General features: G+C 50.1%; 19 protein-coding genes. 16 read left to right on the top strand and 3 right to left on the bottom strand.

Annotated features, from left to right (window positions below; genetic code table 11):
* The first annotated feature begins 750 nt into the window (after nucleotides 1–750).
* The 9 genes from EKM71_RS04890 (at nucleotide 751) to EKM71_RS04850 (ending at nucleotide 7744) form a co-directional block, all read left to right on the top strand.
* A complete protein-coding gene (locus EKM71_RS04890) occupies nucleotides 751–1386 on the top strand; it encodes a VTT domain-containing protein (protein WP_125573534.1) in 636 nt (211 codons plus the stop codon).
* Between the two features lie 719 nt (nucleotides 1387–2105).
* Nucleotides 2106–3506 carry an FAD-dependent oxidoreductase gene (locus EKM71_RS04885; protein WP_125573533.1) on the top strand — a complete coding sequence of 467 codons (1401 nt, stop codon included), beginning with the start codon at nucleotides 2106–2108 and terminating at the stop codon, nucleotides 3504–3506.
* A 107-nt stretch (nucleotides 3507–3613) separates the two neighbouring features.
* Nucleotides 3614–4045 carry a thioredoxin gene (gene trxA, locus EKM71_RS04880; protein ID WP_125573532.1) on the top strand — a complete coding sequence of 144 codons (432 nt, stop codon included), beginning with the start codon at nucleotides 3614–3616 and terminating at the stop codon, nucleotides 4043–4045.
* Nucleotides 4045–4308: a metal-sensitive transcriptional regulator gene (locus tag EKM71_RS04875; protein WP_125573531.1), complete on the top strand. Its 264-nt coding sequence runs from the start codon at nucleotides 4045–4047 to the stop codon at nucleotides 4306–4308. Before trxA ends, EKM71_RS04875 begins: the two co-directional genes overlap by 1 nt.
* Before the next feature lie 52 nt (nucleotides 4309–4360).
* Nucleotides 4361–4924, top strand: coding sequence for a sugar O-acetyltransferase (locus EKM71_RS04870; RefSeq protein ID WP_125573530.1), 564 nt, complete (start codon nucleotides 4361–4363; stop codon nucleotides 4922–4924).
* A gap of 195 nt (nucleotides 4925–5119) precedes the next feature.
* Entirely contained in the window at nucleotides 5120–5899 is a 780-nt protein-coding gene (locus EKM71_RS04865; RefSeq protein WP_125573529.1) for a (S)-acetoin forming diacetyl reductase, read from the top strand.
* Between the two features lie 193 nt (nucleotides 5900–6092).
* Nucleotides 6093–6485, top strand: a complete 393-nt coding sequence (locus EKM71_RS04860; RefSeq protein WP_125573528.1) for a fluoride efflux transporter FluC — start codon at nucleotides 6093–6095, stop codon at nucleotides 6483–6485.
* On the top strand, nucleotides 6485–6844 hold the full coding sequence (crcB, locus tag EKM71_RS04855; protein ID WP_125573527.1) for a fluoride efflux transporter CrcB: 360 nt from the start codon (nucleotides 6485–6487) through the stop codon (nucleotides 6842–6844). The genes EKM71_RS04860 and crcB overlap by 1 nt, the downstream gene beginning before the upstream one ends.
* A gap of 69 nt (nucleotides 6845–6913) precedes the next feature.
* The gene (locus EKM71_RS04850) at nucleotides 6914–7744 is read left to right on the top strand and encodes a DUF1129 domain-containing protein (RefSeq protein WP_125573526.1); all 831 of its coding nucleotides are present in this window, start codon (nucleotides 6914–6916) and stop codon (nucleotides 7742–7744) included.
* 170 nt (nucleotides 7745–7914) lie between these two features.
* Here the strand turns inward: EKM71_RS04850 and EKM71_RS04845 are convergent, their stop codons facing one another.
* Nucleotides 7915–8904: an LCP family glycopolymer transferase gene (locus EKM71_RS04845; protein ID WP_125573525.1), complete on the bottom strand. Its 990-nt coding sequence runs from the start codon at nucleotides 8902–8904 to the stop codon at nucleotides 7915–7917.
* Nucleotides 8905–9108: 204 nt separating this feature from the next.
* On the opposite strand from EKM71_RS04845, the gene EKM71_RS04840 reads away from it, so the two are divergent.
* The 4 genes from EKM71_RS04840 (at nucleotide 9109) to EKM71_RS04825 (ending at nucleotide 11859) form a co-directional block, all read left to right on the top strand.
* On the top strand, nucleotides 9109–9582 hold the full coding sequence (locus EKM71_RS04840) for an S-ribosylhomocysteine lyase (RefSeq protein ID WP_125573524.1): 474 nt from the start codon (nucleotides 9109–9111) through the stop codon (nucleotides 9580–9582).
* 285 nt (nucleotides 9583–9867) lie between these two features.
* Complete coding sequence (locus tag EKM71_RS04835; protein WP_404819404.1) at nucleotides 9868–10944, top strand: hypothetical protein; 1077 nt, start codon at nucleotides 9868–9870, stop codon at nucleotides 10942–10944.
* Nucleotides 10945–11159: 215 nt separating this feature from the next.
* Complete coding sequence (locus tag EKM71_RS04830; RefSeq protein WP_125573522.1) at nucleotides 11160–11504, top strand: hypothetical protein; 345 nt, start codon at nucleotides 11160–11162, stop codon at nucleotides 11502–11504.
* A gap of 25 nt (nucleotides 11505–11529) precedes the next feature.
* Nucleotides 11530–11859 carry a hypothetical protein gene (locus EKM71_RS04825; RefSeq protein WP_125573521.1) on the top strand — a complete coding sequence of 110 codons (330 nt, stop codon included), beginning with the start codon at nucleotides 11530–11532 and terminating at the stop codon, nucleotides 11857–11859.
* Nucleotides 11860–11997: 138 nt separating this feature from the next.
* On the opposite strand, the gene EKM71_RS04820 is transcribed toward EKM71_RS04825, so the two are convergent.
* A complete protein-coding gene (locus tag EKM71_RS04820; protein ID WP_125573520.1) occupies nucleotides 11998–12348 on the bottom strand; it encodes an Ig-like domain-containing protein in 351 nt (116 codons plus the stop codon).
* A 229-nt stretch (nucleotides 12349–12577) separates the two neighbouring features.
* Here EKM71_RS04820 and EKM71_RS04815 point away from each other — a divergent pair, with 229 nt between their 5' ends.
* Nucleotides 12578–13675, top strand: a complete 1098-nt coding sequence (locus tag EKM71_RS04815) for a hypothetical protein (RefSeq protein WP_125573519.1) — start codon at nucleotides 12578–12580, stop codon at nucleotides 13673–13675.
* Nucleotides 13676–13880: 205 nt separating this feature from the next.
* Here EKM71_RS04815 and EKM71_RS04810 read toward each other — a convergent pair whose 3' ends face one another.
* Nucleotides 13881–15785 (bottom strand): PfkB family carbohydrate kinase, encoded by a 1905-nt coding sequence (locus tag EKM71_RS04810; RefSeq protein ID WP_125573630.1) that lies wholly within the window; start codon nucleotides 15783–15785, stop codon nucleotides 13881–13883.
* A gap of 389 nt (nucleotides 15786–16174) precedes the next feature.
* Between EKM71_RS04810 and EKM71_RS04805 the strand changes: the two genes are divergently transcribed.
* Together EKM71_RS04805 and EKM71_RS04800 are read left to right on the top strand one after the other, a co-directional pair.
* A complete protein-coding gene (locus EKM71_RS04805; protein ID WP_125573518.1) occupies nucleotides 16175–16789 on the top strand; it encodes an ECF transporter S component in 615 nt (204 codons plus the stop codon).
* A gap of 35 nt (nucleotides 16790–16824) precedes the next feature.
* A complete protein-coding gene (locus tag EKM71_RS04800) occupies nucleotides 16825–17601 on the top strand; it encodes an energy-coupling factor transporter transmembrane component T (RefSeq protein WP_225417993.1) in 777 nt (258 codons plus the stop codon).
* The last annotated feature ends 3 nt before the right edge of the window (nucleotides 17602–17604 follow it).

Genomic DNA, 17604 nt, shown 5'->3' with positions numbered 1-17604 from the left:
TGGCACAAAAAAGCCACGATATCGAACTATCGCGGCTTGAGGGGGGATACGAGCAGGTTTCTTAGAAACTTTGGGGGAGTGCTAATTGCTGCTCGTAAAAAGAGTAATAAGAATTGATGCAACGCAGCTAGCAGCGTCGTTGCTACTAACTTGCTTGTAGTGTACCCCCTGGCAAGATTAGGCGCAATTGATTGGTTTCATAAATTTACTAATAACTGGTTAGCGGCTTTTTTAAGTCGCTTCTAGGAATGAATGAGCAAGTCGATTAAAAATGTTGGGGCACAAATATTAGAGAAATAGACACAAAATATAATCGTGTTAAAGGCCTGAGGAATAAGGGCTGACGACCGTCGAAAAATATTCGACGGCCATTTTTTGTTGAAGAAAAGCGCGGTTTTTGCTGGAAATAACCGTATAATAGACCGCGGGATAGTAAGGACGGGACTTAGCGACACTTTTCCAACTGTGAGGCACTGTTTTTACGGAGTTTTTGTAAAGGACGTTGGCCATCAGTGATAACTAAGTTTCGTGAAGGTTTTGTAACGGATGGTCGCCTAACACGACCGTGTTACCTTACTTGGAGAATTGAAAAATGATTAGACGTCTTAACTATTATTTACATTTTACGCATCAAAAGAAACAAAAATCGGCTATTTGTCGTGATTAAAGTTACAATAGCCACCTGTTAATGGTTTATAGATATTGGATTAATTTGGAGATTTAGTCCCGATTAATCATGGAGGTCGTAACATGACATTACTCGCTGAAATCTGGGCGATCATCTGGCATCCGCTGAGTGTCCTGGTTCCTCTGACCAATCAATTGGGGACTGGGATCTACCCGGTGCTATTCTTTCTTATTTTTTTAGAGTCGGGAATGCTGATCTTTTCCTTTATTCCCGGTCAATCATTGTTATTTATGGTGGGATCGATCGCGGCCGCACCAGCGTCAGAGCTGAATATTTGGTGGTTAATTGTGATATTTACGATGGCGGCCACCCTGGGATCGGCCATCAAGTACCTGACCACCATTCGGTGGCATGACCGGCAGGCCAGACTGATCGCGCGGTTACCAGACCAGAAGGTTGCTGAGGCCACCACGTCCTTTACCAATAATGAAGGCGAAACGCTGTTGATTGGGCGTTTCATTCCCTTCGTTGGGCTCTTCGTTCCCATTATGGCTGGGACGGCAGACATGGCCTGGCGTCAATTTCGGATTTACAACTTACTCGGAAGCTTCTTGTGGGTCTTTAGTTGTTGCGCCGTGGGCTACTTCTTCGGCAATACGCCCTTCATTCGACAGAATTTTACCTGGTTATTCTTGGTACTGATGGTGATACCAGTCATGGTGAAACGTGGCCTAACAGCCTGGCGTCAGCGCACGTAGACATCTACTTTAAGGGTGTCTTTTTTATTTTTATTGAAAAAAGGGCAAAAGAAAAGCCTCAAGCGACATGCGGATCGCTCAAGGCCATATTTTAGGAATTTGTTAATAAATCACTTGTTTTGGGGGGAGTGCATCTATAGACAGTGATTCCTAACTTCTATCACAGTGCTTAAGGTCAGAACGTATCACGAACTAACTAGTGTTAATCATAGTCACCAGTCAGTTTGTAAGCAAGCAAAATGTAACTCTTTTGCAGAAGTGGCTAGATAATTAACTTTGGTGGTCATTTAGGGGGGATCCCAGTACGGATTAGGCACAGGTGATTAACAGCGGTAAACGGTTACTGATTAGCGTTATCATGCGATAAGTGGCGGACGATTTTAACATGAAAGCGGTTAAAAATCTCCTTTTTCGCCAAGGGGGGTGACCGATCATGGTATCGACGGCCGGTCAGTGATGCAGTCATGAAACTTGCAATATAAATAATTGTGTAACTGCTGATAAAACGCGTTGTGACAGGATTTATCGTCACAACAGATAAGAACGATTCTCATATTATAAGTGAAAATTTATGTGTGTCACGCACGCAATACCGTCATTTTTATCTAAGTGTGAGGAAAAAGCGGTTATTCCAAGGCTTTTGAAGACGAAGTCATTTATCTTTCGCTAACTTTCAAGTAGACTAACGGTAGAATTGTTTTTCGTGTAGGAGGGTAAACATGAAAGTCATCATTGTTGGTAGTACACACGCTGGGACTAATGCAGCGTTACAAATTTTGCAAGATCATCCAGAAACCGAAGTTACCATTTATGAACGGCATACGAATGTTTCTCTTCTGTCTTGCGGGATCTCTTTGTTCCTAGACGGGCAAGTTAAACATCTAGAGGACATGTTTTATTCTTCCCCGGAACAGTTGACCGAAGCGGGAGCAAAGGTTTTGACTCGACACAATGTCGTCAAGATTGATGCCGAGAGCAAGACTGTTCAAGTGGTTGACATGGACACCGGAGACATGAAGACAGATACCTATGACAAATTAATTATGGCGACAGGGTCAACGGTGACGGTTCCACCAATTTTTGGGATCGACGAAGACAAGGTCATGTTATGCAAGAACTATGAACAAGCTATCGCGATTGACAAGGCCGCTAAGGATAACAAGCGGATTGCCATTATCGGGGCAGGGTATATCGGGACCGAATTAGCTGAAAGTTACGCGCGGACGGGTCACGATGTTCAGTTGATTCAATCACGAGACATTATCTTGAACCATTACGTCGACAAGGGCCTTTCAGATCACATCGTCAGCATCCTAACTGATGAAGGGGTCAAAGTACTGTTGAACCGGCGTGTGACGTCCTTTACTGGTAATGACAATGGGGAATTGGTGATTGAAACGACCAACGGCGAATTCACGGCCGACCTAGCCGTGGTTTGTACCGGATTCGTGCCAAATACCGAACTCTTACGGGGACAGGTTGAGATGGATAGGCACGGGGCCATCATCATTAACGATTACGTACAGACATCCAATCCCGATATCTTTGCTTGCGGAGACGCCAGTGTGGTTAACTTCAACCCAACGGGTAAGCCAGCCTACACACCACTTGCCACCAATGCCGTGCGCCAAGGAATGTTGGCGGGGATCAACGTGTTTGGAAACATTCAACAATATATGGGGACGCAAGCCACGTCAGCCATGGTCATCTTTGGCCGGACATTGGCCTCAACCGGTCTGACTATCGACCATGCCTTGAACGCTGGTTTTGACGCCGACCAAGTGACCTTCGATGGGACTTGGCGGCCAGCCTATATGCCAACGACCGATGACTTGACGATTAACCTGGTCTACAATCGGAAGAATCGGCGGATCTTAGGGGCCCAATTCTTCAGTAAACATGAAGTGGCACAGTCTGCTAATGCCATCTCGATTGCCATTCAAAACCGTAACACGATTGATGACTTGGCCTTCGTGGATATGTTGTTTAATCCAAACTTTGACGACCCATTCAACTATCTGAATTTGGTCGCACAACAGGCCGTGGAAAAAGAAACGAAGCGTGGGAACAACCATCCTCGCTTGACCGCTGGTGTCGATAAGGACCCAGAGGAAGCTTAATCTGAATAGGTGAACTCTTGAACCGAGACCTCGTGTCTCGGTTTTTTATCTCTACGATATTGGGTCGCCTGTAGCGTCTCGGTTCTACGCTCCGGCAAGCACGGCGTATGATCGGGACGCTATTTTTTAATGAAGCATGCAAAGCCCTAGCCAAAACATACCTGCGGGGGTATACTGATGGCACGATCAAATTTGAAAAGGGGTACGCAAACATGCAAGCAATTACGAGTAAGGATTTCGAGCACGTGGGGGACGACACCGCCGTAACCGTTGTCGACTTTTGGGCCACTTGGTGTGGACCTTGTAAGATGCAGACGCCAGTTCTAGAGGCGTTGGATCAAGAATACGGGGACCAGGTGAAGTTTGCCTCCCTCGATGTGGATCAGAACCAAGACCTCGCACAATCTCTGGGGATCATGAGTATTCCTTCTCTGGTGGTCTTCAAGAACGGGATGCCAACGGAAAAGGTTGTGGGTTTCCATCCTAAGGCTGCATTGAAGAAGTATCTCGATGAAAAGTTAACTGAGGTGAGCGCTTAATGGTTCAAACGACGTCTAGTCAATTGAAGAATCGCCTGCGTCGAGCCGATGGTCAACTGCAAGGTATCTTAAAGATGGTCGATGAGGGGCGCCCCTGTCAGGATGTGCTGACGCAACTCGCTGCCGTTCGCTCCGGGGTTGAACGGATGATGGGTGTTGTAGTGGCGGAGAACGTCAAACAGTGTGTCAGTCAGGACCAACTCACCGATGACCAACAGATGGAACTCCAAGCTGCCTTGGACCTGGTCGTTAAGACACACTAGGTCTTGACTTAGCGTCAACACTAAGTGGTAGGATGACCATGAGGTGAAGATGATGTCAAAGACAGCGTTACAGAAGCTTGAGGCCGGTGAGCCCTATTACTTTCTTGACGAGGAAGTGGCAGCCCGTAAGGCACGAGCGGCGCGGCTGTGTCAGGAATTTAATGCGATTCCAGCTACTGATCCGGCGGCACAAACTGCAAAAATTAAGGAAATTTTAGGTCGTCATGGCGAACGGGTTTCCGTGCAGGCGACGTTTAACTGCGACAATGGGCGTAATATCCACGTGGGAGAGGACTTTCTTAGTAATTACAACCTCACTATCCTGGATATTGCGCCGGTCACGATCGGAGATCACGTGATGATCGGCCCGAACGTAGATATTTACACGGTTAACCATCCGATGACGGCTAGTGGTCGCCGCCAATACTTAGCCCAGGCCAAACCAGTTACGATTGGTAACGATGTCTGGATTGGGGGCAAGGCGTCGATTATGCCCGGTGTGACCATTGGCGATAATGTTGTGATCGCGGCCGGAGCAGTCGTGACGAAGGACGTTCCTGCCAATACCTTGGTGGGTGGTGTGCCTGCGAAGGTCATTAAAATACTTTCTAAATAAATCGTGTTTCCGCCAGGAATCCCAATAAATGGGTCCTGGTTTTTTGATTTGTTATGACACGGGGCATTGTGACCAAGTGATGACCGGGTTAGCGCGTTAAAAAGCTCAGAGTGAAATCGGTTTCATTGCGTTGCCTTTTCCGGTAGAATGAGGGTGTACCTGTGAATCTACTTATTCTGAAGGAGTGAATGGCACATGGCATCAAATGGTAAAGTAGCAATGGTTACCGGCGGTGGACAAGGAATTGGGGAAGCCATTTCCAAACGTTTAGCCAGTGATGGGTTTGCGGTTTCAATTGCCGATTTGAACTTAGACAATGCCAAGAAGGTCGCTGCCGACATCGAAGCTGATGGTGGTCAGGCATGCGCCGTGAAGGTCGATGTGGCCGATCGCGACAGTGTGTTTGCCGCGGTTAACGCGACAGCAGATGAGCTCGGTGGGTTTGACGTGATCGTCAACAATGCCGGCTTAGGGCCAACAACGCCGATCGATACGATTACCCCAGAACAGTTTGATTTAGTGTACCATGTGAATGTGGCTGGGACCCTATGGGGCATCCAGGCGACACACGCCAAATTAAAGGAACTCGGACACGGGGGGAAGATTATCAATGCGACCTCGCAAGCCGGGGTGGTTGGAAATCCAAACCTAGCCCTGTACAGTGGGACCAAGTTTGCTATTCGAGGGATTACCCAAGTCGCCGCGCGTGACTTGGCCGCCGAAGACATTACAGTGAATGCCTATGCACCTGGAATTGTGAAGACGCCGATGATGTTTGATATTGCCCATAAGGTCGGGCAAAATGCCGGTAAGGATGATGAATGGGGGATGCAGACGTTCGCCAAGGACATCACTTTGGGCCGCTTGTCCGAACCCGAAGATGTCGCTGCCGGGGTTGCCTTTCTGGCCGGTCCGGATTCAAATTACATGACGGGACAGACGCTAGAAGTTGATGGTGGGATGCAGTTCCACTAAACTGACAAGAAATTAATAAAAGACGCCGCAGTAGTTGCGGCGCCTTTTTTGTCCGGATGACCGCCGGTCTGATTTGGCCGAGACATGAGATCAGCAGTTGGGTTTGCTAAGGATCATCGGTTAATCGTCTGTTGTCAGCTGGTTGTTTTTGGTACAATGGACTAATCTGTTTCAAAGTAAAGGACGTGAACCTGTGGCAAATGTACTGGCGATTCTAATTTGTGGCTTTCTGGGGGGCAGTCTACGTTACTGGTTGGGGGAAGTTATTCCCACGGGCACAGGTTTTCCCTGGAGCCTGGTGTTGATCAATCTCCTCGGTAGTGGGGTGTTAGCGTGGTTGTCGCACGCCCAGCGGTTGACTGCCAAATGGCCGGAAGCCCTGACCATTGGCCTGGGTGTCGGTGGCGTGGGGGCCTTTACGACCTTCTCGACGTTCAGTGTGACCACGATGACCCTACTTGAACGCCAACAGTGGGGTCTGGCAACGGTTTATTTGATGGTCACCGTTTTCGGTGGCTTGGCCTGTAGTGCTTTTGGGGTTTGGTGTGCACGTCGATGGTGGCGCCTCCCCTCGGTGACCCTTTGATGGCCGCGTTGGCTGGCCTAGGGGCTGCAGTGGGGGCACTGGGACGATATGAAATCACGAAATGGGTGACCGGTCTGTGGGGGAACCGCTGGCCATTTGCGACGTTACTTATCAACCTTTTAGGGAGCTTATTACTGGGTCTACTCACGGGTTGGCAGTGGGGCACCTGGCCAACCGTTATAATTGGAACGGGGGTCTTAGGGGGCTTCACGACCTATTCGACTTTCAGTCATGAACTGGTCATGTTGGTTGACCAGCGCCGCTATGGCGCCGCACTAAGCTATGGACTGGTAAGCGTCGGCGGTGGTCTACTCCTAGCTGCTTTAGGCCTGATGGTCGGCCTGCGATTTGTGGGATAAAATAGTGGCGTTTGGCAGGTAACTTCCCTATCATGGGATTAGTGAATATTTATGAAAGGTGTGTCGGTCGTGGCGCGAATCGCAACAATTATTAAGGAAAATGCAACGCTACGAGACCAACTCTCGCCGGAAAACCGGTCGTATTGGGATGATCTCGTGGAAAATATGCGCCAACAGGCCAAGTTTCGTAAGGAAACCGTGCTCCAGCGCGAGTTACACGACCTGTTGCCGGAAATTATCGCGGCGCAAAAGGCTGGACGAGATGCCGAGGACTTCTTCGGCGGCGGTCCTGCCACCATTGCTATTGCGTTAGGCAAGACCGGCAGTCGTCGGCCTTGGTGGTGGAACTGGGATCTTTTGGTTCCGCTGTTAATCTTCACGCTGGGAACCATTTTACCCGGTGTTATTCTACCGGCCGTGCCACTTCAGCTGTTGCTGGTGGGTGTGGAGTACGGATTGTTCATCGTGGCTTTAGTAATCGGGATCTGGCTAACACCGCGCTTTACCGAGCGCGGCCGCGTCGTGGCCTGGTTGATCGTGATTGTGGCGTTACTCGTGGCGATGCGGGTTGCTGCGACGACGATTCCACCAGTGGGCTTGGTTTACTTAACTCGCGGTGGTGGGAGTATTGCGCTGATCGTCTTTGCCGTGCTGGTTACTGGTCTGACTTGGTGGCAGAACCGCATCCATCCTAATTCTTGGTTGTCTGCTGTGTTGGGAAGTCTGTGGATTACGACTTTTCTTGCCTTGTTGGCTCGGATACCCGCAACGTCTGGCTTGATGGTTACGACTTCTGGGAATCTGTTGATCGCCTTGGGTACCTTGCTCGGGGATGCCAGCGTTCTGATTATTGGCTGGCATATCTGGCAGGCTCGGCAACATCAAACAAATAATGAGTAGTGTTGTGGGGGTGGCGCGATCGCGTTACCCTTTTTTGTTAGGGGAAAGTGAGACGTAAGGCGGTTAGTTTGTTGCGCACGTTTCAACACTATAATGGCAAAATGATAGGGAAAATAAAATGGACCACCAGACGATTTGATCTGGCGGTCCATTTGTCTAATTGCTAGCCGTTAAAAGACTAACGGATCCAATGCATCCGTCTGGAAGTTGCCCGTTACCGGCAAGTTCAGAGCACGGCGCAGACGGTTGGAAACTTGGTCAATCTCGGATTGTGGCGCCACCTGGTAGTCGATACCATTTAGAATGGCTGGCTGACCCTGAAGCGTCAGAGAGTCGATATGGCGACTGGTGTGAGCGTCCTTGAAACGCAGCCACATCAGGTCGTTGAAGGTTAGATTGGTTTGGATGTTGTGTTGGAGGGATCCCAGCACGGCTTGGTAATGGGGGATGGAGCTGATACCGGCTTCTTTAACGACGAGAGCCTTGATCAACTGGCGTTGACGCGCTTGACGGCCATAGTCGCCTAAGGGGTCCTGATCGCGCATCCGCGAGTAGGCCAGAGCACTGGCCCCGTCAAGGTGAATCTTAACGCCCTTGGTCACGTTAGCCTGTTCGTAGTGGAAGGTTAGGAGCGGGTTGATGGTGACACCTCCGACGGCGTTAACCATCTGTTTAAGGCCGCCCATGTTGAGCAAGACGTAATAATGAATCGGAATATCCACCAGGTGCTCCACGGTCTTCAGCGTTGTTTTAGCACCATATAACGGGTAGGCCGCGTTGATCTTTTCATCGTCTTGTTGGCTCCCATAGATGTCGACCAGGGTGTCACGGGGAATACTGGTCAGCTTGGCCGTCTGGGTCTTGGGATTAATCGTCGCCACGATCATCGTATCAGTTCGTCCGACGTCGTGGCGCCCCAGAGCACCGGTATCGGTCCCAAGTAGGAGGACGGCGAAGGGTTTGCCGCTGGTGATCGCACTCCCATCGGGATGGATCCCGGCGGATTGGTAGGCCCCGTCAAAGGTATGCTGTGCGGCTTGCCAAGCGTGGTACCCCCACAGTCCAAGCAACGCGAGGAGTGCCCCACCAATGGTCACGATCCGCTGCCAGTGATGTTTCCGAATTAACAGGTGGCGTGGTTTTGCGCTAGATTGACGCATAACAGACTCCCCCTTTCGTCAAGTTGCTCTCAGTATAGCGAGGGGCGCGGTAAGGGGAGGACAATACGCCTAGTTTTGATCAAATTAGGACTAACCAAATGGTCGGGCGGTTAATCAATTTAGCCATCCAAATTATTGGCCAGGGCGGTCGTTAGGGGTGTACAGTAAAGGCGTACCCACAATCTCAAAAGGAGTTGGCAAATAATGGCAAAAGTTGAAAGTTTTACGTTAGATCACACCGCTGTTAAGGCACCATACGTTCGTTTGATTACCCGGGAAACGGGGACCAAGGGTGACGTCATTTCCAATTTTGATTTACGGTTAGTCCAACCGAATACCAATGCGATTCCAACGGCTGGCTTACATACGATTGAACACCTGTTGGCGGGCTATCTGCGAGACGAGATGACCGGCGTCATCGACTGTTCACCATTCGGTTGCCGGACCGGTTTTCACTTGATTACTTGGGGTGAACAATCTACGGAAGAAGTTGCCAAGGCTTTAAAGGCTTCGCTCCACAAGATTGCGTTTGACACGGAGTGGAAGGACGTTCAGGGAACGGACAAGTACAGTTGTGGGAATTACAAGGACCACAGTCTGTTCTCCGCTAAAGAATGGTGCAAGGATATTCTCGATAAGGGGATTTCTAAGGATCCCTTTACGCGTGAGGTCATCTAGACGCTCTGAATTCGTGTAACTTGTTAGAGCGATTGGGGTCGTTAGGCGTGCAGCTGAGATCGACCATCGACTCTAGATGGTAAGTCGGGCTACTCATGATGACTTTGGGTTATCGACAGTGTAGCCCCTCAAAACAAAATTAATCACAAACTAAGACGCGCTAGGCCACCCATTTGCGGGAGATCTAGCGCGTTGTTGATTCTCTGAAGTTGGGATATAATCTATCCCGTTTACTATCTTATTTATGGGGAAGCGATCATCATTTTAAAGAAGCAACAAATGGGATTGGCTCTGCTAATATTGGGGCTTTTCCTGGGAATCAACGCGGGCGTTGACGTTCCCGCGAAAGCCGCGGTCAAGGTTGACCATCAGACTACGCCGGCACTCACGGTGGGGAAGTTGCGGAAGGTCAATGATCATGCCGTACATTACGTGAAAATGCCGAAAACTTACGCGCATGGTCACTTACATAGTCCCAATCAGATTCGTTGGGCCAAGGGCGCTAAGATGAATTTCAAGACGACCTACCTTTTGCCGTATCCGGGATACAAGAATCAGGCTTGGGGGAATCCACAGAGCCTGACCACCGATGGCCGGTACTTCTACGTGATTTATTGCCCGACCAATTGGAGGAATCACGGACGCGTGGTCCGTTATGATGCACGCAAATTAAATCAGTTGGGCGTGACACCGCTGGAAGTCCAGATGGCGTATACACAAACCAACGAACGAGAACTGGCGATTCGCCGGGCCATTAAAGTTGGGCCAGCATTTACCACGGGTCACGGGCAGTCGTTGGCCTATGACTGGAAGCACAAGCGCCTCTACATGTGGATCGACAAGGAGTCTGCTCCCCGGGTCCCCATGAATCAATTCGGTTATATCGCCCAGATCAGCGGACGGTCTCTGACCCCAATTCACAAGATCCGATTCAAGCTAAAATCTGGTCATGTTTCCAAGCCTGGTGGTCACGTGCTGACGTTCGACCGTTACGGCAATGCTTTCTTCTGGACCAAGCCAACCGTGCATACCGCGTTGATCTACAAGGGCACCATTTCGCGGAAGAAGGTTCATTTCCGCATGACCAACCAGCTCCTGACCCGGAATCCCGGGACACGCCTGCAGAGCATGGCGTACAACCCGCATAATCAGCGGCTATACCTGGTCGCCGATGACTCTGTGGCGAGTTTCCCGGCTAAGTCATTGGTGGGCAAGGGTCATTTGAAAAACAGGCAGTTCAAATGGACGCAATTCGCGTCCAAGCGGGAGTTCGAGGGTCTGACGTTCACCAAGAATGGGACACCCTATCTTCTGACCAATCACCATCCTGAGCTCTTTTCCGGGGATCGGAATTGGTGGTAAAAAACAACGGGTGAGTCAAGGCGATTAGTGGGGGTAAGCGGAGTTCCCTGTCTTGGGACACACGTTTCAATCCTGGCGACACCAAAGCTGTGACCTTGGTCACAGCTTTTTTACGTAACGCGTTTAGGTAATTGATAAGTTTACAATTGATAAGAACACCATTTCACAAGATGGTGTATCATAAGATTAACGGCAAGGGATGGGAGATGAGCCTCATGGCAGGACGCATACATAAACGGCACTTTCTTTGGTGGTTATTTGGTGGGATAAGTGTGTTGGTGGTGATAGAGTTGTTGTTTCTTTTGCCGGTGACGCCTAAGAATACGGTTCGCTGGACGATACTTCGCAATGGTCACCCTCTACAGGCGCTTGAGGGCCATCCAGTTAAGGAGTCACGAACTGATACACGCGGGTCTTCTGGTAAGCGAGACTGGGATTATTACCGCTTTGATCACCAGGTGATGTCCTATTCAGGGGGCTATGAAAGCAACGAGGTCGGCGTTTGGCGGCCAGCGGGTCATCTTTTTTACCGCGGTACACTGACTTTTGACGTTGGATAACTGAAAGATGAACGGAGGAATGGCGATGAAACGACAGGCACATCAAGGGAGGCACAGAGTGGCTGTCCTTCTGTTAATTCTGGTGGCAGCGGTTGTCTTGCTCTTCGTTCCGTATACGCCCAGTAATGCGGTCCGACTCACCTTAGTGCAACACGCGCAGCCAGTGAAAGGGTTGTTGGTCTATCCGCTCAAGTTGGCGGATTCAGAGGGCGAGAAGTATTCGGTCCGGCGGGACTGGACTTACTATCATGTCCAATTTACAGTTGGCACGAGTAAGTTTTCCACGCGTGTTATTGGTGTGCATCAGGTGGCGGGCTCGATTTTTTATCGTGGCATACCGGTTAGAGCAAAATAAGGGTTGTGAATGAGTTCGAGTTGGTTAACATCTAAGCACGGGCCATCTTTTGTTTTATAAATTGATATTATGTAAAAAGCGGATCTGGATTTTTCCAGGTCCGCTTTTATTCCCGAATTGATCAGGTCGTTAGGGTGCTTAGTTCGTTCTCGAAACGATGGTCACAATTGGCGCGTATGTCGTGGTTCGAGAGCGATAGCCGTGCTTGGACACCTTGAACTTAAAGTTGGATTTTTTGAGATTCTTTTTGGTTTTGATGACAAAGCGGCCTTGATGATTGACCGTGGCCTTCCCCAGAAAATGACCCTTTAAGGTCTGAATCTTAACTGTGGCCTTCTTAGTCGTCCGGCCATAGACGTGTTGACGGGTCACCCGGATTTTAGAGACGTGTGCCACAGTCTTTTGACTGGCAAATGACGTGGTCGGTAACAGACCACAGGATCCGATAATTAAAGTCGTGATAACAATCTTTCCCAAACTTTTGGACATAACTGATTCCTCCCTAAACTGGCGACATATGGGATGCCGTCAATTTTATGATACCACTTGTGACGCCTGCCAGACACTTACAAGCGACTGCTGACAGGTGGTCTAGATATGTGGCGCTCTGGTTCATCTCGAATTAGTAAGTTTGCTACGAGATCGATCGGGATGTCAAAGGTCGTCAAGGACGTCCAACACCGTTATACTGGCGTCAAATATTGGGGGGTGGCCAATTATGAGAAGAATCTATTTGTGGGGTGCGTTGGTTCTGAGCCTTGGCTTGGGCAGCGCAGGAACGGTGTCTGCACACGCGATGAGTACGGTCAGACAGTCGTCGGCGGCTTTAGTAGCCCCGAGCGATCTGCGGCCATTAGCAGACACGCAGGTTCACTTTGTGACGGCACCAAGCTCTTATTCTGAAGCGGCTCATCCGCACGGGATCAACACGATTGCTAGTGACCAAGGCTCGGCCGTAACCTTTACGACCAAGTACTTGTTACCACAACCGGGCTACCGCAACGAAGCCTGGGGTGATCCTCAGAGCATGACGGTGGTGGGCCACTATCTCTATGTGATTTACTGTCCGATGACCTGGCATAATCGCGGCCGCATGGTGCGGTTGGATATGGCTAAGTTAGCGAGTCTTAAGGCGACCCCACTGGATATTCAGCGGGTCTACCACAGCTCGGCGGCTAATGACAAGCATGAACAGGCAATCGCGGCGGCGATTAAGATTGGGCCAGCCTTTGTGACGGGGCACGGGCAGTCGCTGTCCTATGACTGGAAGACCCACCAGCTTTACATGTGGCAGGATCGGGAGTCTGCCCCCGCCGTTCCAATTAACCAAGAAGGGGTTATCCAGCAGCTCAGCCAAACGACGTTGAAGCCAGTTCACAAGGTGACATTCCGATTGAAGGCGGGGAGTTTTGCGGTTCCTGGCGGTCACGTGTTGGCTTTTGACAAGGCTGGCCGGGCTTACTTCTGGACACGGCCAAACGGCAACGAGGTCTACATCTATCAAGGCAAGATTAGCCGCAACCACGTCCGCTTTCGGTTGACGCATCAGATCCTGGAGCACGGGCCCGGCACACATGTTCAGAGCATGGCTTACAACCCACACAACGGGCGGTTGTACCTGGTTGCCGACGAATCCATCGCCAGTCTGCCGGTTAAGAAGCTTGCGGGTAGCGGTAGTCTAACCAGCAGGGATGTGCTGTGGACCCACTTCGCGTCACGGCGGGAATTCGAAGGGCTGAGCTTCGCCAGCGATGGCACGGCTTACTTGATGAGTAACCACCGGCCAGAGGTCTTCACGGCGCGGGTGTTTCAATAGAGTAGAGTGGTTCAGGAGGCGGTTAGTCAGTGAGCATTAACGTCAATACCGTGAGCGTCCCGGGTTTGGACACTTGCGGTATTGGGGTTAAGCGGAACTGGCTGCCTCCTGAAGCACGTTTCAAAAGCAGCATCAAAATACGGTAGCAACACCAAAAGCGGCACCCCGAGAGCAATCTCAGGGTGCCGCTTGTCATATTCCTAAATTAGAGGGAATCCAGCAAACCTGGTTCCGTCTGGTGAATATAGGATTCCAGTCCTCGCCGATCAATCAGTGAGGCCGCCGCCCCTTCACGTGAGATGCAGAAGCCCGCGGCATAGTTGGCGATCCGGATGGCCTCTTCTAGAGCATAGCCGGCTAACAGGTAAGTCGCTAGGGCACTGATGAAGGCATCGGTTGCTGCCGTGGTGTCGATCTTAGGGAAGTCGGTGGCGGGGAAGACCCGTTCAGTCTCGGCCGTTGCGAGGTAGCAGCCTTCACCACCCAAGGTCACGATGACCTTGGAGATACCGGCATTCAAAAGAAATTCGGCCTGGTCCTTGAGTTCACCGGCTGCAGGTGCGAGGAGGGCCAATTCTTGGCGGTCGAGAACCAGAATGTCAACGCCATTGAGGTATTGAACGGGAATTTTGCTACGCGTCGATGGTTTGAAGATCGTGGTGGCGCCATACTTGTGGGCCAGTGTGCAAGCACGTTCAATGGTTTCCAAAGGGAGCTCTGACTGAATCAGGCAATAGCCAGAGTTCTTGAACAGGGATTCATTGGCCGTCAAATACTCGGGCGTAACCAGTGCATTTGCGCCGGGAAGGACTGACACGGTGGAATTGCCATCCTTTCCGACGTAGATGATGGCATGGCCGGTATCAATGTGGTTGATACGGTTAACGCCCCGAACATTAATGGCATAGTGCTCGAGTTCCTTATAAATCGTATCGGATTCAAGGTCAGAACCAATGTTACCAATCAGGGTAACCGGTTGTTCAAGCTGAGCCACCCCGATGGCTTGGTTGATCCCATGACCACCAGGAACGGTGGTTGAGGCGGTTACCGTGACGGTCTTCCCGCTTTCTGGGAGCTGCGGTACGCGGAGATAGGTGTCCATATTGATGCTGCCAATGATGGTGACCTTGGGCTTATTGAACTGGTAAGGAATGGCAACGGTGGTTTCGTTATCGAGCTTGAATTCTTGTGAAAAGGGCTTTTTGACGGTCTTTTTCGTTTCCAGTTGGGTAACCATCTTATTGCAGATATACGCCCCAAAATCGGAGTTCCGAACGGTTAATGTCGAGATCTCATTGAGGGCAAATGTCGCTTGTGACTCTGCGTTATCGTTCTTCAGAGAGACCAGAGACACATCTTCGGGGATCTTGATGGCGAGGTCGTGCAGGATGGCATAGAATTCAAGGGCTTTACTGTGGTGTGAGGAGACCACCCCGGTGATGTAGTGGGAGTTGATGCGGTGAAGCAGACTATCGTCGAGGTCAGTGTAGACCAGATCTTCTTCGTAAGTCAGGTTGTTGTCAAAGAGGCATTCGCGATACCCTTCGAGAAAGGCATCTGTCCGGCGACCTTCGGAGAGAAGACAGGCGATTCGTGTGTGGCGATGGTCAATCAGTTCTTGCGTAATCTGGTAAGCCGCCTGCTGATAGGGAATGAGCAGAGAGTGGTCACCACCGAAGGCCCCAATGGTAATCAGGGGGATGTGGCGTTCTTTGAAGCGGGCAATCCGCTTGACGCTGGCTTGGCTGATGGGTTCCCAAATAACCCCGTCGACTTGATTGTTGCTGACGGCGCTAATATTCTTTAATTCCTGATCGGCATCATTGTAGGCATTGAAGACCAAGACACGGTAGCCATTTCTCTGGGCCGTCTTGATGATGCCATCTAGCGTGGAGTCCATCGAAATGGCGGAACTTAGAAGCACCCCAAAGGTATACGTCTTTTGCGACGCATTGATCGTTTGTGAGTATGGGGTGTAGTGATATTCCTTGACGATCTTTAAGACGCGCTCGCGCGTCTCGGAACGAATACTCCCGTCTTTATTATTAACAATCTTAGACACCGTCGATGCTGAAACACCTGCCATTTTCGCGATATCGTTAATATTCATGAGTGAGTTCACCTTTTCAAAATTGTCGTTAGTCAACAGTTGCTTGGTCAACCAGCTCATGTAAAACGGTTTATTCGCTGGCAAACGTTGTTATGACGCTATTTCAGGGCCTATTAAACACGGAATGAACGACTAATATGTTTATTTATTTGACCCCACGTTCCTAGCGTATTTTATTCGAATTATTTTTGCAAGCCTTTTCGCAAAGCCAAGCCAAGTGGCGCCTGTGGTTTCGTCGAAGTCCCGTTTAAAAGGCGTGCACGCGCAACCGTTATCCACCACAACTTTTGATTGACAATCCTAAATCGTGATGGTAAATTGACCGTGAAAGAGCTTTCGGAAAACACTTTCCTAAAGTTAGCACAGAATCAAAAAATTTAAAAGGGGGGATGAATGTTGACAAAAAAAGGTCTCTATCCAGAAGTGTGAAGGTTCAGTCGGCGACGAAGTCCTTGGTGCTCATACCAATCGCTGTCGGCATTAACCTGATCGGGGGAACGTTGTGTTCGACCCTGAAATTACCACTCTTTCTGGATATGATTGGCACCATCGTGATTGCGGTGTTGTCCGGCCCATGGGTGGCGGCTCTCTGTGGATTGTTAACCAACCTGTTCTTGGCGTTAGTCGCTAACCCGGTCTACCTGCCCTACGCCCTAGTGAGTGTTCTCTGTGGGTTGGTCACGGGGTACTTAATTAAGGCCGGCCTGTTTCGCAACAAGTTTGGCGTCGTGGTGACTTGGCTGGTAGTGACATTGACCAATACCGTTTCTGCGTCACTCATCACGATCTTCGTTTATGGGGGGGCCACTGGGGTGAACAGTACCTCGCTAGTCACGGCGGCCCTGCTTGCCACCACCAAGAAAATCATGTTTTCAGTTTTCTCGTCATCGATGGTGGAAAATTTAATTGATAAGGCCATTGTTTTTGTGATTGCCTACCTCATCATCCAGCGGATTCCAAAGAAGTTCCTGAGTCAGTATTCATCGAGCCTGGGTGACGACTAGCAAGCCATTGTTTATTTTGAGAGGGGGAAAGTCCCGTGGGTAGCGGAGAACCAGTTAAAAGTCCGATCGAAAAATTGAATCCGCTTACAAAGATGCTGGCCATCTTTTGTTTGGGACTCGCAACGCTAATTTATCCGAACTCTTGGTTAGGATTAGGCATCGTGATTGTCCTCTTCGGAGTCGCAGGAATAGCCCATATCTTGACGTCTTTCGCCAAGACGATTTTCGGTTTTGGTATTCCCATTTCGCTGATGCTGTTCTTTATTCAAGGCCTCTACAGTCCCAAGAATAAGACCATCATTGCGGACTTGGGATTCGCCAAGCTTGGTGAAGAGGGCCTCCTGTACGCGGCGAAGATTGTCATCACGCTGCTTGTTTTCTTAGCGACATTCTACATCATGAATCAAACGACTTATGCCGGAAAGATGGTCGCTGCTTTGACCAGGAGCGGGATCAATCCGCAGGTCGGTTACCTCATTCTGGCCAGTCTCAATGTGGTGCCACAGATGCACCGCCGCTTGGACATCATCAAAGAAGCGCAAGAGGCGCGTGGTGTTGAAACAACCGGTGGCCTGTGGGCCCGACTAAAGGCCTATGTGCCGTTGATGGGCCCCGTCGTGATGTCCTCATTGACGGATGCCCAGGAGCGGGGGATGACCTTGGAAACGCGGGGGTTTGCGAACACGAACGTTAAGCGGACGAGCTATATCGAAGTCACAACGTCCAAGGCGGATACATATTTACGCGCAGGCCTCATTATTTTTTTAGTCGCAGTCATTATTATTTCTATTTGGATGAGATGGGCACAGTAAGAC

The organism is Levilactobacillus huananensis, assembly GCF_003946145.1.
GTDB lineage: Bacteria > Bacillota > Bacilli > Lactobacillales > Lactobacillaceae > Levilactobacillus > Levilactobacillus huananensis.
This window is presented reverse-complemented; position numbering and strand designations above follow the sequence as displayed.

Excerpts from the sequence above, each read along its gene's own strand:
- EKM71_RS04890 (WP_125573534.1), top strand. The coding sequence starts at position 751 with ATGACATTACTCGCTGAAATCTGGGCGATCATCTGGCATCCGCTGAGT.
- EKM71_RS04885 (WP_125573533.1), top strand. The coding sequence starts at position 2,106 with ATGAAAGTCATCATTGTTGGTAGTACACACGCTGGGACTAATGCAGCG.
- trxA (WP_125573532.1), top strand. The coding sequence starts at position 3,614 with ATGATCGGGACGCTATTTTTTAATGAAGCATGCAAAGCCCTAGCCAAA.
- EKM71_RS04875 (WP_125573531.1), top strand. The coding sequence starts at position 4,045 with ATGGTTCAAACGACGTCTAGTCAATTGAAGAATCGCCTGCGTCGAGCC.
- EKM71_RS04870 (WP_125573530.1), top strand. The coding sequence starts at position 4,361 with ATGTCAAAGACAGCGTTACAGAAGCTTGAGGCCGGTGAGCCCTATTAC.
- EKM71_RS04865 (WP_125573529.1), top strand. The coding sequence starts at position 5,120 with ATGGCATCAAATGGTAAAGTAGCAATGGTTACCGGCGGTGGACAAGGA.
- crcB (WP_125573527.1), top strand. The coding sequence starts at position 6,485 with ATGGCCGCGTTGGCTGGCCTAGGGGCTGCAGTGGGGGCACTGGGACGA.
- EKM71_RS04845 (WP_125573525.1), bottom strand. The coding sequence starts at position 8,904 with ATGCGTCAATCTAGCGCAAAACCACGCCACCTGTTAATTCGGAAACAT.
- EKM71_RS04840 (WP_125573524.1), top strand. The coding sequence starts at position 9,109 with ATGGCAAAAGTTGAAAGTTTTACGTTAGATCACACCGCTGTTAAGGCA.
- EKM71_RS04830 (WP_125573522.1), top strand. The coding sequence starts at position 11,160 with ATGGCAGGACGCATACATAAACGGCACTTTCTTTGGTGGTTATTTGGT.
- EKM71_RS04825 (WP_125573521.1), top strand. The coding sequence starts at position 11,530 with ATGAAACGACAGGCACATCAAGGGAGGCACAGAGTGGCTGTCCTTCTG.
- EKM71_RS04820 (WP_125573520.1), bottom strand. The coding sequence starts at position 12,348 with ATGTCCAAAAGTTTGGGAAAGATTGTTATCACGACTTTAATTATCGGA.
- EKM71_RS04815 (WP_125573519.1), top strand. The coding sequence starts at position 12,578 with ATGAGAAGAATCTATTTGTGGGGTGCGTTGGTTCTGAGCCTTGGCTTG.
- EKM71_RS04810 (WP_125573630.1), bottom strand. The coding sequence starts at position 15,785 with ATGAATATTAACGATATCGCGAAAATGGCAGGTGTTTCAGCATCGACG.
- EKM71_RS04805 (WP_125573518.1), top strand. The coding sequence starts at position 16,175 with ATGAATGTTGACAAAAAAAGGTCTCTATCCAGAAGTGTGAAGGTTCAG.